The 15672-nt window shown below is 50.5% G+C and carries 18 protein-coding genes and 1 riboswitch; of the genes, 15 read left to right on the forward strand and 3 right to left on the reverse strand.

Going from position 1 to position 15672, the window contains the following annotated elements; translation table 11 throughout:
• Positions 1-71: 71 nt before the first annotated feature.
• Both AC0YNS_RS25575 and AC0YNS_RS25580 read left to right on the forward strand, forming a co-directional pair.
• Complete coding sequence (locus tag AC0YNS_RS25575; protein WP_475783759.1) at positions 72-878, forward strand: VOC family protein; 807 nt, start codon at positions 72-74, stop codon at positions 876-878.
• 24 nt (positions 879-902) lie between these two features.
• On the forward strand, positions 903-1721 hold the full coding sequence (locus AC0YNS_RS25580; protein ID WP_475783760.1) for a helix-turn-helix domain-containing protein: 819 nt from the start codon (positions 903-905) through the stop codon (positions 1719-1721).
• A 66-nt stretch (positions 1722-1787) separates the two neighbouring features.
• Here AC0YNS_RS25580 and AC0YNS_RS25585 read toward each other — a convergent pair whose 3' ends face one another.
• Entirely contained in the window at positions 1788-2675 is an 888-nt protein-coding gene (locus AC0YNS_RS25585) for a LysR family transcriptional regulator (RefSeq protein ID WP_475783761.1), read from the reverse strand.
• A gap of 138 nt (positions 2676-2813) precedes the next feature.
• Here AC0YNS_RS25585 and AC0YNS_RS25590 point away from each other — a divergent pair, with 138 nt between their 5' ends.
• The 13 genes from AC0YNS_RS25590 to AC0YNS_RS25650 all read left to right on the forward strand — a co-directional run bounded on the left by AC0YNS_RS25590 (position 2814) and on the right by AC0YNS_RS25650 (position 13590).
• Positions 2814-3905, forward strand: a complete 1092-nt coding sequence (locus AC0YNS_RS25590) for a branched-chain amino acid aminotransferase (protein ID WP_475783762.1) — start codon at positions 2814-2816, stop codon at positions 3903-3905.
• A gap of 111 nt (positions 3906-4016) precedes the next feature.
• Entirely contained in the window at positions 4017-5303 is a 1287-nt protein-coding gene (locus AC0YNS_RS25595; RefSeq protein ID WP_475783763.1) for a ferredoxin reductase family protein, read from the forward strand.
• 63 nt (positions 5304-5366) lie between these two features.
• Entirely contained in the window at positions 5367-6008 is a 642-nt protein-coding gene (locus AC0YNS_RS25600; protein ID WP_475783764.1) for a DUF2306 domain-containing protein, read from the forward strand.
• A gap of 182 nt (positions 6009-6190) precedes the next feature.
• Positions 6191-6270: riboswitch (ZMP/ZTP riboswitch) on the forward strand.
• Between the two features lie 49 nt (positions 6271-6319).
• Positions 6320-6925: a DJ-1/PfpI family protein gene (locus tag AC0YNS_RS25605; protein ID WP_475783765.1), complete on the forward strand. Its 606-nt coding sequence runs from the start codon at positions 6320-6322 to the stop codon at positions 6923-6925.
• Between the two features lie 264 nt (positions 6926-7189).
• Positions 7190-7954: an SDR family NAD(P)-dependent oxidoreductase gene (locus tag AC0YNS_RS25610; RefSeq protein ID WP_475783766.1), complete on the forward strand. Its 765-nt coding sequence runs from the start codon at positions 7190-7192 to the stop codon at positions 7952-7954.
• A 93-nt stretch (positions 7955-8047) separates the two neighbouring features.
• Positions 8048-8626 (forward strand): TetR/AcrR family transcriptional regulator, encoded by a 579-nt coding sequence (locus AC0YNS_RS25615; protein WP_475783767.1) that lies wholly within the window; start codon positions 8048-8050, stop codon positions 8624-8626.
• A 265-nt stretch (positions 8627-8891) separates the two neighbouring features.
• Positions 8892-9353 (forward strand): flavodoxin, encoded by a 462-nt coding sequence (locus AC0YNS_RS25620; protein ID WP_475783768.1) that lies wholly within the window; start codon positions 8892-8894, stop codon positions 9351-9353.
• Positions 9353-9529, forward strand: a complete 177-nt coding sequence (locus AC0YNS_RS25625) for a hypothetical protein (RefSeq protein ID WP_475783769.1) — start codon at positions 9353-9355, stop codon at positions 9527-9529. The genes AC0YNS_RS25620 and AC0YNS_RS25625 overlap by 1 nt, the downstream gene beginning before the upstream one ends.
• A gap of 80 nt (positions 9530-9609) precedes the next feature.
• Positions 9610-10194, forward strand: a complete 585-nt coding sequence (locus AC0YNS_RS25630; RefSeq protein ID WP_475783770.1) for a DUF975 family protein — start codon at positions 9610-9612, stop codon at positions 10192-10194.
• 149 nt (positions 10195-10343) lie between these two features.
• On the forward strand, positions 10344-10895 hold the full coding sequence (locus AC0YNS_RS25635; protein WP_475783771.1) for a sigma-70 family RNA polymerase sigma factor: 552 nt from the start codon (positions 10344-10346) through the stop codon (positions 10893-10895).
• Positions 10876-12159: a hypothetical protein gene (locus AC0YNS_RS25640; protein WP_475783772.1), complete on the forward strand. Its 1284-nt coding sequence runs from the start codon at positions 10876-10878 to the stop codon at positions 12157-12159. The genes AC0YNS_RS25635 and AC0YNS_RS25640 overlap by 20 nt, the downstream gene beginning before the upstream one ends.
• A 102-nt stretch (positions 12160-12261) precedes the next feature.
• The gene (locus AC0YNS_RS25645; RefSeq protein WP_475783773.1) at positions 12262-12894 is read left to right on the forward strand and encodes a DUF2306 domain-containing protein; all 633 of its coding nucleotides are present in this window, start codon (positions 12262-12264) and stop codon (positions 12892-12894) included.
• A gap of 78 nt (positions 12895-12972) precedes the next feature.
• A complete protein-coding gene (locus AC0YNS_RS25650) occupies positions 12973-13590 on the forward strand; it encodes a DUF975 family protein (protein WP_475783774.1) in 618 nt (205 codons plus the stop codon).
• 61 nt (positions 13591-13651) lie between these two features.
• Here the strand turns inward: AC0YNS_RS25650 and AC0YNS_RS25655 are convergent, their stop codons facing one another.
• Positions 13652-15148, reverse strand: a complete 1497-nt coding sequence (locus AC0YNS_RS25655; protein WP_475783775.1) for a DHA2 family efflux MFS transporter permease subunit — start codon at positions 15146-15148, stop codon at positions 13652-13654.
• Positions 15145-15594, reverse strand: coding sequence for a MarR family winged helix-turn-helix transcriptional regulator (locus AC0YNS_RS25660; RefSeq protein ID WP_475783776.1), 450 nt, complete (start codon positions 15592-15594; stop codon positions 15145-15147). Before AC0YNS_RS25660 ends, AC0YNS_RS25655 begins: the two co-directional genes overlap by 4 nt.
• Between the last annotated feature and the right edge of the window lie 78 nt (positions 15595-15672).

Genomic DNA, 15672 nt, shown 5'->3' on the forward strand with positions numbered 1-15672 from the left:
TTGACCTTCAAGTAACTTTAAGGTGTATGATCGTCTTAGCAAAAATTTCCCAAAAGCGGAGGTTGGAATGGATGGAGACACCTTACTTTAAATTCGACGGCGGATTTATTATGGTACCTTGGCAGCAATTTGACGAAGCCGTGGAATGGTATCGCGAGAAAATGGGTTGGCGATTGAAAGGGACAGGCGACGGACCTGTCGGACGGAAGGCTTTCTTCAAATTGCCCGGCGTTGGACAAGCAAACCTGAAATCTTTCGAAAGCGAGCTTGAGCATTTCACGCTGAACGATTATGCCGAAGGAAACTGCCGATTCTGCTTCCGTACGGCTAATCTCCGTGAGACGTTGGATTACTTTAGATCACAGGATGTTACTTGTACCGAACCGTTCGAGATGCCTGATGGCACTTGGTCTGCCGATATTCTGGCATTCGGGAATGTTCGCCTAACGCTAAGCGAAGACCGCAAGCTGGAAGGGAAATTCCCTGACGCTCGCATCGTGCAGTATGCAGCTAAGCCGTTATGGCTTGGTGTATCTGACCTGGAAGCTTCTATTTCTTGGTACGAGCAGGTTTTCGGCTGGGGCCGGTCGAAGAAAAACTATCAGGACCAGGGGTTTGCCTTGATGCGCGATCAGAAAAGCAAATGGGACTTTGTATGGTTGGAGCAGCTCAAAGAGGAGAAGGCTCAGCCTATAGGTAAGGCCAATCCCGGCGCACGCTTATATTTTCATATCAAGCAGCAAGAGGATCTATATAAGACGAATGCTTGGCTGAAGGATCAGGGAATTGAAGCTTCAGCAATTATCGGGGAGCGCTGGAAAGGATTCCATTTCTACGACCCGGACGGCAATCGATTAAACGTTTGGAGCTACTATTAATAAAGCTGCAGGGAGGGGATCCGCTTGAGAACGGGCATGACGATTCAGAGCTTCGCCGAGCGGACGGGTCTGCCTGCCAGCACGCTCCGTTATTATGAGAAAGAAGGATTGCTCCAGCCCAGCTACCGCGCGGATAACGGGTATCGCTATTATCAAGAAGAACAAATACCGAGCGCATTGAAAATTCATACGCTTCGACAGGCAGATATAGCCTTGTCCGAGATTCGGCAATATCTTATCGCCGGTACAGAGGGTCAGACAGGATGGCTGCGCAAATGGCGCCAAGATGTAGATGCCAAGCTGCTGGCTCTGAATGTAGCGAAGCAATACTTGAATGGCGTAGTTGATGCGGTCGATGAGCATGTCCAGCTTGTGAGGTGGTCTCATGCGACGAGCATGCTCTGGTTCCGGCATCGCGTGAAGCGTCAGCTCCAGCCTTATGCGGAAGCCATAGAAGCGAGCGCGGCATATTTAAGCAAGCACGGGATTCTGGTTGCGCAAGAAGCCTTCGTGCGGCAGCAGCAAATCATCGGCGACGAGATGATCGGGCAGGTCGGATTCCGATTGCCCTCAAAAACGAACATGCCGAATAGCTGGAAGCAGGAGACACGTTTCGAAATCGAGCTGGAGCGGATGCAGCCGACCTTGTTCGTGACGCTGGATTGTTTATCGAACGATCCTTACGCCTGCTTCAGCTTGATGCTCGTTCTGCAATCGTTCGGCTTCGAGCCGGATGGACCTAATCTGGAGCGTCATCAACTTCACGAGCGTCAGCGCTATCAGTGGATGATTCCGGTCATTCACAGCAGTGGAACAGAAGAGCGTGAAGAGGAGCTTGAATAATAAGAAAAGGCCGGTATTCTCCTTCGAACGGAGCGATATCGGCCTTTCATTTGTTTGCTCGCTAGGTTATTGAAAGCACTCAATAAAATGCTGCGCCCGCTTGGACAGCAGCTGATCCTTCAGCCATAGAATTCCGACCTCGGATTGGAAATCGGCGTCGCGTATACTGAGCGTGATGACGTCCCCGGAGGGAAACGAGGAAATAACCGATTTCGGAAACACCGTTGCGCCGATTCCTGCGGCAATTAGGGACATAATAATGGCGACGCTGGAGCATTCGCAGATGATATTCGGTTCGAAGCCGTGACGACGGAACTCGTTGACAACCTGTTCGTGCATTTTGATCGTTTTATCGGTCTTTAACGTGAGCAGCGGATATTGGGCGAGCTCTTCAATGCTGATATCGTTCCCTCTTCCAGGAGAAGCCCACGCGGCAGGCATCAAGGCAACATAGGGATCGGAAGGGAGCGGGAGCATATCCAATTTATTCGGAAGCAGATGTGCCTCAAAGGGCAATCGGGATATGACGAGCTCAATCGAGCGCCGCTCCAGCATTTCGCCGAGCAGATAATGATCGCCCTCGGAAATCTTAAACGTAACCTGCGGGTATTTCTCTCGTAATTGCTGAATCGGGCGAGGGAGAATGGAGACGCAGGAAACAACCGCGCCGAGCGAGAGCGTACCGCGTACGCCAAGCTCGAGCTCCTTGACTTCCTTCATCGTCTCGTCTAATTGCAGCAGCAACGACTCCGCCCGATCCTTGAGCAGCCGCCCAGCAGCGGTTAACGTGAGCTGGGTTCGGCTCCGCTCGAACAGTTGCGCACCGAGCTCTTCTTCCATCAGCATAAGCTGACGGCTGAGGGGCGGTTGTTCCATATGCAGCAGCTTCGCCGCTCGTGTAATTTGCTTCTCGTGCGCGATGGCCAAGAAGTATTTTAGCTGTCGAAAATCCATGTAAGCATCCCCAATTTGAAGATCTATTTACATACTCTAAAGGTATGGATAGTGAACATAATAGATATTTTATATATACCTCAACAAGTTGTATTATGCAATCACCAATCATGAAAGTAAGGGAGTAGTGAATAAACCATGACAACAGCCAATAAAGCCGTTTCGATTGAACGCAGTCAGAACAAGAAGACCAAGCCAGCGCAGGATCAGCTTGGTTTCGGGATTTATTTTACGGATCACATGTTTGTAATGGATTATAGTGTCGAGCAAGACTGGCATAACCCGCGCATCACGCCCTACCAGCCGATCGTACTCGATCCGGCCGCGAAAGTGTTCCATTATGGACAAACTATCTTCGAAGGCTTGAAAGCCTACAAGACCGAAGACGGCGGCATTCAACTGTTCCGTCCGCGCGATAATTTTGCCCGTATGAACCGCTCCAATGATCGCATGAGTGTACCTGAGCTGGATATTGATGTGGCGATTGATGCTCTGGAGCAGCTCATTGCAGTCGATCAAGACTGGATTCCGGAGCTTGCAGGCACATCGCTCTATATTCGACCGTTCGTCATTGCTACGCAAGCGACGCTTGGCGTGTCTCCATCTGAGAATTACCAATTTATCATTATCATGTCGCCTGTCGGTGCCTACTATCCCGAGGGCATTAATCCGGTCAAAATCCACGTGGAATCCCAGTATGTTCGCGCAGTTGTGGGCGGCGTAGGTGAAGCGAAGACCGCAGGCAACTATGCCGCAGCCTTGAAATCGCAGCAAGCCGCTAAGGAGCAAGGCTATACGCAGGTACTTTGGCTCGATGGCACGCAGCACAAATATATTGAAGAAGTCGGCAGCATGAATGTATTCTTCAAGATCAATGGAACGGTTATAACGCCTGCACTGAACGGCAGCATCTTGGCGGGTATTACACGGAATTCGGTCATCCAACTCCTGAAGCACTGGGACATTCCTGTTGAAGAGAGAGTGCTGTCCATTGAGGAGCTTTATGAAGCGGGTCGTAACGGCACGCTGGAGGAGGCTTTCGGAACCGGAACAGCTGCGGTTATTTCGCCTATTGGAGAGATGAACTGGAACGGAGAGAAGCTCGTGATCAGCGAAGGCGTGACCGGGCAGCTCTCGAAATCCATCTATGACACGCTGACAGGCATCCAAACCGGTGCCGTTGCTGATCCGTTCGGTTGGGTGAAGAAAGTCGAATTCAGCGAGAAGTAATAATTGTGGCGGGGCGCGGCAGATATTCATCGTACTGTGAGATTTTTCGAGTGAGGTCTATGGTAGAATCAGAAGTAGACAAGGATTTCACTCGAGAAAAGGAGCACGTGCATGCTGCAGCCTCGCCATTTTCTAATCTTCTTGCTACCGCTTGTTAATGCCGCCGTGTGGATTGCTTTTCCACCTATGGATAATAGCCAACAGCCTGCGTTTTCCCAGCGTTATCTAGGCGAAGTAATTGGCTCTACAATGATGATGATGATGGCCTTCACTTTATTGCTCGCAACGAGATTCCGGGTATTGGAACGATTATTTGGCGGCTTGGATAAGCTGTATGTCGTCCATCGAAACGCGGGTATATTTGTGTTCCTGCTGCTCTTTCTTCATTTGCTTGTGATGCCGCTTAATCCTAATGAGATCCCGCCCGGACGAGCTCCCGGTTATATTGCATTTGGAGGTTTTGTCCTTCTCATTCTCCTTTCACTGGCACCGAGGATACCGGTGGTTCGGCGGATTGTGCGAATAGGCTACCGAGGCTGGCGAATCACGCATCGGTTTATCGGGCTCTTCTTCATTATCGGCACGGCGCATTCGCTGCTGGTTGATCCGCTCGTTCGAACGACTACCGTGCCGTTTACACTCTTGATGATTGCGATCGTTGTCGGGATAACCTCCTATTTATATACGGAGCTCATAGCGAGATTCGTAAGGCGAAGAGCGGCTTATAAAGTGAGCGAAGTACGGCAGTTGAGCGCAGGAGCAGTCGAGGTGACGCTCTTTCCGGAGAAGAAACAGCTGCGATTTGAAGCAGGGCAGTTTCTGTTTATCCGGTTCAAAGGAGACAGGGTGCTGTCCGAGTGGCATCCCTTCACCATCAGCAGCTCACCCAAGGAGTCCGGCCTCAGGCTGACGATTCGATCCGCCGGTGATTATACCGATTACCTGAACCGAAACTTGAAATCAGGCGCGCGAGCCGTTGTTGAAGGCGGTTATGGCACTATGGATTACCGCAAAGGCGATACGAATCAAATATGGATCGCCGGCGGTATTGGCGTGACGCCATTCCTTAGCTGGATTCGAGATATGCCGGAGCGTCTTCCCCATCATGTTGATTTCTTCTACACGGTGCGAACGAAAGAGGAAGCGCTGTTTCTGAACGAGATACGTGCAGCCGAGCGGCGGCACGATAACCTCAAGGTGCATGTCCACTATTCTGCGGAACAGGGGCGACTCACTGCCGAGCGTGTAGTCAGCACGATGCAGGGTAAGATGGCTGTGGCGGCAAAACAGATCTATATGTGCGGACCGGCTCCGATGCTTGCGGCGTTCCAGCTGGAATTTCGGCGTAGCGGCGTTCCCACGGGTTCGATTCACTATGAACAATTCCGGTTCCGATGAGCGCTGTGCGTGTGCGAAGGTCCGCGGCAGAGCTCTAATGTTGAAACGAGGTACAACTTAGCTATGCAGAAATCCAAAATTCTCTATCTGTGCATGCTGACGATTGCGATCGGCTTTATCGTATATGTGATCACCATCAATTTCTTCGTAGATCCCCAGGCGGATCGTTTTCTTAGTCACAAAATCAACTTAAAGCACTCTTTAAACAAGCCGGTTTGGCTTAATGTGATGTATGTTCATGTGGTTTGCGCGAGCATCGCGATGGTTGCGGGAGCGGTTAATTTTGCCTCGAAGGTTCAAACCCAATACCGGCGCGCCCACCGAGCGATCGGGTATGTTTATTTTGGCGTGATCCTTGTTGTGGTGCTAACTTCCGGCTACATGGCACCTTATGCGACCGGTGGCAAGCTGAACAGCGTTCCGTTTAACCTGCTGAGCATGCTGTGGACGGCCATGACGGTGATTGCGATCGTGAAAGTAAGACGAAAACAGCGCATCGCCCACCGGAATTGGATGGTCAGAAGCTACGCGTTCTGTTATACGAATCTGTGCATCCATGCGATTACGTACGTGGTTCACCAAGGATTCGGCGTATCTTACACGCACAGCTACACCATCGGCGTTTATGGGGCGATTCTGTTCCTGCTGCTTGCAGCCGAGTTCGTCATTCGGGTCGTATATGGGCGAAGGAGCAAGGGAATGTAGATCCAGTCATCATATAGATGGTCGGAGCAGTGGCTGAGGATTCACGGGGCTCTTTTCTGCAACATTTGTATTTCCCGAGCCGGTCTGGGGCGAACTATGCAGATGCGAGGCGGGCTCCCAGTGAATAGCCAGAACTTTCACGATTGATTTGCGAGAATATTCGGACTAAAATAAAGGTAGTATTCGGTGTGTGTGACTGGCGTAAACGTGGAGTACCACGAGGGAGCACATATTTCATATGCCGTACGCCTGGGCGAAGTGCTTGGTCTTTTGGACTGAGCACTTTTTATTATTTCATGGGAGATGATGAAATGGAGCAGGAGCAGGTGCGGCAGGCAAGGAATGTAGCGATTCTGATCTTTGATCGCGTGGAAGTGTTGGATTTTGCAGGGCCATTCGAAGCTTTCCTATCCGGAAGTAACTATGGCCGAGATTTGAACGTGTTCACCGTGGCGGAACACGATGGCCCGATTCAAGCGCTTGGCAACCTGAGCATTAACCCGGCTTACAACTTTCGGAACTGTCCGAAGCCGGACATTCTCGTCATCCCCGGAGGCCCGGGCACCAGAACCGAAATGCACAATACGGTCATGACGGATTGGATCCGTAAGATTGCGGGAGAAGCCGAGCTGGTGCTGTCCGTTTGCACAGGTGCGCTTCTTGTTGTGAAAGCACAGCTGGCAGATGGGTTGAAGCTAGCTACGAACCGGCTGGCGATGCATGAGCTTCGAGCAATAGCACCGGAATCGGCTGTTATTCACGAAGAAGCGCGTTACGTGGACAATGGGAAGATTATTCTGTCAGCCGGCGTTTCAGCAGGGATCGATGCGTCCCTTTATGTGATCGGTAAACTGCTGGGCGAGGAGCGCGCGCTTCTGGCAGCGAGCTTGATGGAATATGATTGGTCACGTTCCTAAAGAAATTGCACTAGTCCACAGCAGTGGGCTAGTTCTTAAAATAATTCTTTACTGATCGTTCTCAATATGCTAAGATGATCTCGTAAGCAAGAAGGAAGCAATCGAGCCATGAGATGCATTCCTTTTTTATTGGGAATACTAGAACGATCATTCCCGAAAGGTAAATGGAGTGTGGCTGCAGTACAATTTTTTTTAACCTTTTCGAGAACGATCATTCTCGAAAAAGGAAGCATAATAAAGCACATGACAAAGGAGCGATTCATAATGGGTAAATTAAACGGTAAAGTAGCATTCATCACAGGTGGTAACAGCGGGATCGGGTTTGCGACTGCGAAATTGTTTGTAGCCGAAGGAGCTAGAGTCGTCATCACAGGTCGTAATCAAGCTAAACTCGACGCAGCAGTGGAGGAGCTGGGCACGGCGAATAGCTTCGGCATTCAAGCCGAAACGACCGATCCGCAGAGCTTGGAGAAAGCAACAGCTGCAGCAGTCGAGAAATTCGGCCGACTGGACGTCGTATTCGCTAATGCCGGCATTGGTGGTCATACTCCACTGGGTGGAACGGAACTAGCCTTATTCCAAGAGGTTATGAACGTGAACGTGACAGGCGTATTCTTCACGGTGCAAGCTGCATTGCCTCACCTGAAGGAAGGTGCTTCGGTGATCTTGAATGGTTCAGTGCTTGCCAATGCAGGAAGCCCGGGATGGGCGGCTTATGCGGCGAGCAAAGCTGCAGTTGCCAGCATGGCTAGAGTGTTCGTATCCGAGCTGTCGCCGCGCGGCATTCGCGTAAATACAGTCGCTCCAGGTCCTACACGCACTCCGATCTGGGGTCAGCCGGAAGGGCTTGCGCAAATGGAAGCCAAACTCACACGATCGGTTCCGCTAAACCGTTTGGGTGAACCGGAAGAAATCGCAAACGTTGCTTTGTTCCTGGCTTCGGATGATGCTTCGTACGTGCAAGGCGCCGAAATCAGTGTTGACGGTGGCGGCGGCTCATCCCCGTTCGGTGCACCGGTATATCGATAAGTCAAAAAGTCGCCGGAGTAGAAGACACCTTGTCAGAGGATTCTTTACCGATTGTTCTCAATATGGTAAAATCGACTGGAAAGGGGTATGCTTATGGCTAGAGCGAAAGAATTCGAAGAAGACGTCGTACTGCTGAAGGCAATGAAGCTGTTCTGGGAGCAGGGCTACGAGAAAACATCGATTAATGATCTTGTCGAGCGTATGGGCATTCACCGCAGGAGCTTGTATGATACGTTCGGCGATAAACATATGCTATATCTAAGGGCCTTTGATCGGTACAAAACATTGACCAATAACCGACTTGGTGCCCTCATTCCGAACTCCACGCCTAGTCAGGCGATCGATTTCATATTCGATTACACGATTCAGGGCACAAGCGAGGATAACCCCGCCGGCTGCATGATGGTGAATATGGCGGTTGAGCTGGCTTCGATTGATCCCGAGGCAAGAGCCAGGGTGAGCGAAAGCTTCGATTATTGGGAGCAAATTCTTGTAGATGTTATTGGCAAGGGTCAGCAGCAAGGCGACTTTACGTCGAAGCGCAGCGCGGAGGAGCTCGCCGAAAGCCTGCACAACAATTTGCTTGGCTTGCGAGTGCTGACGCGATCACTTACGGAGAAAGACAAGCTTTACCGCATAGCCGATATGGCTAAGAGCATATTGTACCATTAAATGATTGTCCCGAAAGCCGGAACTCCTTTCTATATAAGGGGTTTCGGCTTTTTATATGGGGTTTCGCCGCACAAGTGAACCCCCCTTACCCTTGCAGAGTGTTCTCCAAATAGACAAACGTCATCATGGCATGGGAATTATTTTCAAAAGATTAATTGACAATGAGAATCATTATCAAATAATATGAGAGAGGAAATGCGGGGCGTAAGGAACGCATACCCAAGCAATGGACTATGGAGACATAGGGTAGAGGAGTGTTGTAGGCATGGCAAATGTACTGCTGGTTTATGCGAGCATGACAGGTAATACGGAGGATATGGCGGATGCAATTGCACAAGGCATTCGCGAGGCAGGCGGAACTCTCAAGGTTCAGATGGTGATGGATGCTGCTGCTGCCGACCTGGCGGCTTACGATGGTATTGTCCTTGGCGCGTATACGTGGGGGGACGGAGAACTGCCGGATGAGTTTCTTGATTACTATGGGCAAATGACCGGCTTGCAGCTGCAAGGTACTAAATCCGCCGTGTTCGGCTCCTGCGATTCCTCTTACTCTGCTTACGGAGTTGCTGTAGATATCTTGATGGATAAACTCAAGGAACTGGGCTCAGAGGTTGTGCTGGAAGGGCTAAAAATAGAATTCGGACCAAGCCCCGCTGAGAAAGAAATCTGTATACAGTTTGGCAGACAATTTGTCAGCGCGCTTGCCGGGGTTGGAGGAACTGTATAATGGGACTCCTATATAATCTGTATAAATCGATGCAAGAGATGGAGGACGATCGTTCGGATATGCGGAATCAAATCGAAAAGGCGGATACTCCACTATCGCTAATTGAGCTGCTCGCCCGACCTATTGGCGGCAGGGATGTAAATGAAGTCGCCCCAGGGAAAGAAACGACGAATTAACGCGGACTTGGACTAAATCGGATTTCTCCCACGTAGTATAGTTTGAAGCTAAACGATACTGGTTCGGGGGGAACTGATGTATGCTGAGTCGTCCTGAGATTCGAGCGAAAGCAAGGCAAAGCTTATCCGGCAACTGGAAGACGGCCGTACTTCACTTCTTGTTGTACATGGTGGTTTCGGGCCTCATTAGCACGATCACGAATAAAATTGATTTCATTGGCTGGATCATCAACATTCTGCTGACGGCTCCGTTAGCGTATGGGATCTATAATCATTATTTGGATTTCGCTCGGGGGAAGGTGCCGGAGGCGACAGCGATTTTTCGCGGATTTCAGCGTTACAAGGAGTCGCTCATTGTTTACGTTGTCATGGCGATCTTTACGATGCTGTGGGCTCTGCTGCTGATCGTTCCGGGTATTATCGCGGCGCTTCGCTACTCGCAATCTTATTTTATACTGCGGGATAATCCAGGGATATCGCCACTTGAAGCGATTGACCGCAGCAAAGCGTTGATGGCGGGGAACAAATGGCGATTGTTTACGCTCTACCTGTCCTTCATCGGATGGGCATTGCTGTGCATTCCAACGCTCGGGATCGGATACCTCTGGCTAGGCCCTTATGTCAGTACGGCGGCGGGACACTTCTACGAGGATATTGCAAAGTAACAAGAAACGTACGGCTTGAGTCTTAAAGGATGAGTGAAGGCCGGGAACTCCGTTAGCGGAGGTTCTCGGCTTTTTTGATGTTGCAGCCTTTATTTCAATTCGCAGAGCCAAATGCCCCTTTTGTGCGTCTAATCGTTAGGAAGGTAAATGTGAAGCAGGTGATGAGGATTATTGAACGGGTCAAGAAAGCTCAGCAAGGTGATGAGCAAGCGTATTTAGAGCTGTTTCAGCAGTATGAAGCGGATATTTACCGAACGGCTTATGTTTACTTGGGAAGTCCAGAGGACGCCCTTGATGTTGTACAAGAAACAGCCTATAAGTCGTATAAAGCGATCGCGAATATAAAGGAGCCTCAGTATTTCAAAACATGGCTCATTCAAATCGCCATCAGCTGCTCCATCGATATGCTTCGTAAAAGGAAGAAAGAAGTGCAATGGAGCGCAGACTACTTGGACTCTATAACGGTAACGGACGAAGAAGATATTCCGCTGTCTGTGTCGCTGCAGGATCTGATCGAGTCCTTGACGGCAGAGGAGAAGCACATCATTATGTTGCGATTTTATTATGATTTTACGATTCGAGAAGTGGCGGAAATCATGGGCATTCCACTGGGGACTGGGAAAACATTGCTGTATCGGACGCTTAAGAAGCTTCGCATGCGAGTAGAGGAGGGCGATAGTCGTGAGTTCAAATCCAATTAAAGACCGATTGCAAACGATACCTATACCTTCCGAGCTGGGGCAGCGAAGCCGGTTAGGCATTCAGAAAGCTGCTGCGGAACGAGAACAGGCCATTAGCGGTTCTATAAGCAGCAGAGTGAAACCGGCGAGGAAGAGGAGATTGATCGCAGTTGCAGCAGCAATAATCGTTATCCTCATGACTGCGGCGCTTGTAGATCACTCGAGAGTATGGGCAGCCATTCAGAAGGCATTGCAATTCGTGCCCGGCATCGGCATTGTGAAAGAAGAAGCTGTTCCTATGGAACGGTATGTGATGAAGCAGCCGATTACGGTGAAAGTCGGGGAAGGGTCGATTCTCATTACGGGATTTATGTCCGACGAAGAGATGACCTATCTCACGATGGCAGGCAAGGATGTGCCGCGGTTCAAACAGATTGAGATTGTGAATGAGAAGGGAATGAAGTTCACCCTTGGTTCTTCTATGGCCGTTCAGGGCGGAGCGCAATGGACGTCTGACTTCTGGCATAAAAAAAAGTTGGATCTTAGTGGGCAGGTTAAACTGATCCTGCCGCTTGATCCCGCTATTGAAGTAGAAGTTAAACTGTCGAGGGCCGCGACTTACGCCAGCTATACGGAATTAGGTGCAACGGATACAGCTACCGGAGTCTCCATAACGGCGATTACGGACCGGATGGACGAGAAGGTTAGAGTTTCCTTGGTTTCTCGTCATTCTGATGATTTCAACGTCTATGATTATGGCATTAATGGCGTGTACCTGCATGATGAGAGCCTGAAGCTGCAGGTGGCGGATGAAACGGGCAAGAACCTGGAGATCGAGAAAATACCCGGTGTCAGCAGCCCGGCAAGCGAGTTTTTCTTTAGCGTGCCGAAGCAAGCTGGTAGTGAGCGCTATACGCTAACAATTCCTGAAATAAGCGTTACGTATAACGATGAGGCGCAGATCAAGGTGCCAACCGCTGCAAACGAGCATCTGAATCAGACCTTCGAGATCGCCGGTTTTCCGGTCACGATTACGAAAGTGGAACGTATAAACGAGACTGGTCTGCGACTTTACCTGGATATGCATGATGACGATCAGGCTACAGCGTCGCTATATGACTTCGGATTAAATAGGAGCAGCATGTTCAAGCTGGATGAGCAGACGGGGAAGGTTGTTTATATGGAGGTCGACATGGAGCCGGGCAGCAAGCGGGTCAGCTTAACAATAAACCGGCCGGGAGTGGTGATCCGCGGACCTTGGTCATTTGTGCTTGACCCATCCTAGGCTGCAGGCGCGATTCTTGTTTAGCCTTTTTTTAGAATTCCTTTACGGATTCGATAGAATGAGCAGGTACAATGAAAAGAAAACCTAGGTGGCGTGGTAGTTGTGAGGACGAATAGGCGTTGGTGGATTCTGCTCGTTGTTTCGCTTGGGGTGATGATTCCATTCATGCTCCCTTATTTGACATTTGATTCGGATAACAGTCGGGTGAGCATCGCCTCCGCGACCATTCAATATCCGGCGCTTGTTGCGCATATCTGCTTTGCTTTTGTCGCTCTGCTTACGGGCTGGGTTCAGTTCGTCGGGCATATCCGCAGGCGGTATCCCCGCGTGCATCGGCAATTGGGACGTGTGTACGTCGGCAGTGTTTTTCTAAGCGGAATGCTATCGCTGGTGGTCATTCTGTATGTCGAGGATTTTACAAAAGCGGTGTCTTTCCTCGTGTTGACCAGCCTATGGCTGTTTACGAGCTGGAAAGGGTATCGTACGGCGGCGCTTCGGAGGTTTGACGAACATCGCAAGTGGATGATTCGCAGTTACGGGGTTACGCTGGTGGCCGTGTGCGCGCGCGTGGCAGTTCCGGTTCTGCTGCTAACCTATGGTGTGTTGAACGGGTTTTCTCTGCCGGAAGGTAGAGAGGGGATGATTGAAGAGGTACTGAATGTGAATATTTGGACGGCGATCGTCATCGATCTTGTCCTTGTAGAATGGGTAATTCTAACTAAACGGCGGGAATAAAAGGGTTGTGAAGCCTCGGCTTGGCAAGGTAAGATAGGTTTGCAATCCACTATTGTATGCCAGGGGGAAATTCGACACATGCTCACTCGTCCTCAAATCCGTGCCAGAGCGAGGCAAAGCTTATCCGGAAATTGGAAACCGGCTGTTCTGCACTTCTTATTGTTCGTGGTCATTTCGATTATCGTTAGTACCGTCACCGGAAAAATTGATTATATTGGGTGGATCATCAGTATCCTCATGGAAGCTCCGTTAACGTATGGGATCTACAATCATTACTTAGATTATGCTCGAAGGAACGTGCCGGAAACCGCCGGTGTTCTTAGAGGCTTTGAGCGATATAGAGATTCGCTGGTGCTTTACGTCGTCATGTCGGTATTTACGTTCCTTTGGACGCTGCTGCTCATCGTTCCCGGTATCATCGCGGCACTTCGTTACTCGCAGTCCTATTATATCCTGGGGGATAACCCGGGCATGGCGCCAACTGAAGCGATTAACCGCAGTAAAGCCATGATGGCAGGTCACAAATGGAGACTGTTTGTGCTCTACTTATCCTTCTTCGGCTGGTTCTTGTTATGCCTCCCAACGCTTGGGATTGGATTGCTCTGGTTGGGACCGTATTTCAGCACGTCGATGGCGCATTTCTATGAGGATCTGCGAAGTGGCGGTGGCATGCAAGAAGATCATATCGTCGCATAGAATGGCAATAAAGAAGGCCGGGATCTCCTTAAGCGGAGAATTTCCGGCCTTTTGTCGTTCCTTAATCTACATCGGCAAAATCAGTGAAGTCCGTGCGTGCAGCTGCAGGCTCTTCATGCGGCTTCGCCTTGCGAATGAAGAACGCCAGAACGAGTGCGGCCACGGTCAGCCAAGTTGCTACGATGAAGGAATGATTGATGCCGTAGATCATCGCCGTTTGCGTGACTTCTGCCATTTTGGTTTTGTCGGTCGTATCGATTTGGCCAGCAATGATGAGCTCCTTGGCGTGGGACGCCGACTTGTTCGTCATAAGCGTAACCAGAATCGCGGTGCCGAGTGCGCCGGAGACGTTGCGAAGCGTCTGCGACATGGCCGAACCGTGAGCGTTCAGGCGGCGCGGCAGCTGGTTCATGCCGGCTGTCTGAATTGGCATCATGAGCATCGACATCCCGAACATACGCAGCGTATAGATCAGCATCATGTGATTATAAGTGGTGTCCGCCGTCAAATGACTGAATTCATAGGTTGTAATCGTCGTGATGACGAGACCGACAACCGCCAGCCAACGAGCGCCGACTTTATCGAAGATCATCCCCGTGATTGGAGACATAATCCCCATTAGAATGGCTCCCGGAAGCAGCAGCAAACCGGAGTCCAGCGGGGAGAAGCCGCGGATGTTCTGCAGGAAGATCGGAAGCAGAATCATACCGGAGAACATGGCCATCGTGATGATCGCGTTGATCAGTGTCGTCAAGGAGAACATCCAATATTTAAATACATTCAAGTCAAGCAGCGGTTTCTCTGCCGTAAGTGACCGAATGACGAAGAGCAGTAAAGACAGCCCGCCCAATGCCAGGCAGACAATAACGGTTGCACTTCCCCAGCCGGCCGAGCCAGCGTCGCTAAAGCCGTACAAGAGTCCGCCGAAGCCGATGGTGGATAGCACAACCCCAAGGGAATCGAGTTTAGGAAGACTGGTCTTAATAACATCCTTCATGAAGATGGCACCGATGATGACGGCCAAGATAGCTAGCGGCATGATGATGTAGAACAGGACATGCCAGTTATAATGCTCGACGACCCAGCCGGACATCGTAGGACCAATGGCCGGTGCGAAAATCATCGCGATTCCCATCATCCCCATCGCTTTGCCGCGTTCTTCTACAGGGAAGATCGTGAGAATGACGACGGACATGAGCGGCATAAGGATGCCGGCGCCGACAGCTTGCACAAGGCGTCCGGAGAGCAGTACGCCGAAGTCGCCGGAGAAGGCACATATGATGGTACCAACGGCGAACAAGGAAGAGGCCACCAAGAACAGCTTGCGTGTGGAGAACCGGTTGAACAAGAAGGCGCTGATCGGGACGAGAACGCCGTTTACGAGCATGTAGCCGTTGGACAGCCACTGAATCGTGCTCTCGTTTACGTTGAGGTCCTCCATCATTTTGGGTAAGGCGACATTTAATACGGTTTGGCTGAGCAACGCTACGAATGCTGCAAGGAGCAGCGAGGCCATGATCGGACCTTTGCGCAGGGTTGAGCTTATCATGCTGGTCATATAGCACCATCCTCTTTCACTTTTCTTAAGATGCCTAAAATTTCAGTTTGGATACGGAGAAATTGAAGCTGGTCCTCCTCGGACAATTGAAGAAGAGGCTGGAACATCAGCGTACGAGTCTCGTTCGATTCTTCCCACAACGTTCGTCCTTTATCGGTAAGCGTGAGCGTCATGGCCCGTCGATCTGCCTCGGTCCGCTCGCGGTATACAAGCTCATCCCGCACCATGCGATCAATAATGCCGCTAGTCGTGCTGCTGCCAAGATTCAGCTTCTCGGCCAGCTCCGTCAGTTTGATCTCCGGATGCTCTCTCAGGATGCGAATGACGATGAGCTGAATCGGCGTGATTCCATGCTGCTGCGCCACTTTCTTCATCACTTGGAAGAAGGCTTGATTCACCTCGCGGTAGCTATGAAAAATGTGAAGCATTCGCTGTTCATCGTCCACTTTCGTCCACCTCCTGCTTACTTGCAGTTACTTCGCATACGAACTTTCGCATACGAAGTATTATGCTCCGATCCAATT

This window comes from Paenibacillus sp. J22FR21, assembly GCF_056269135.1.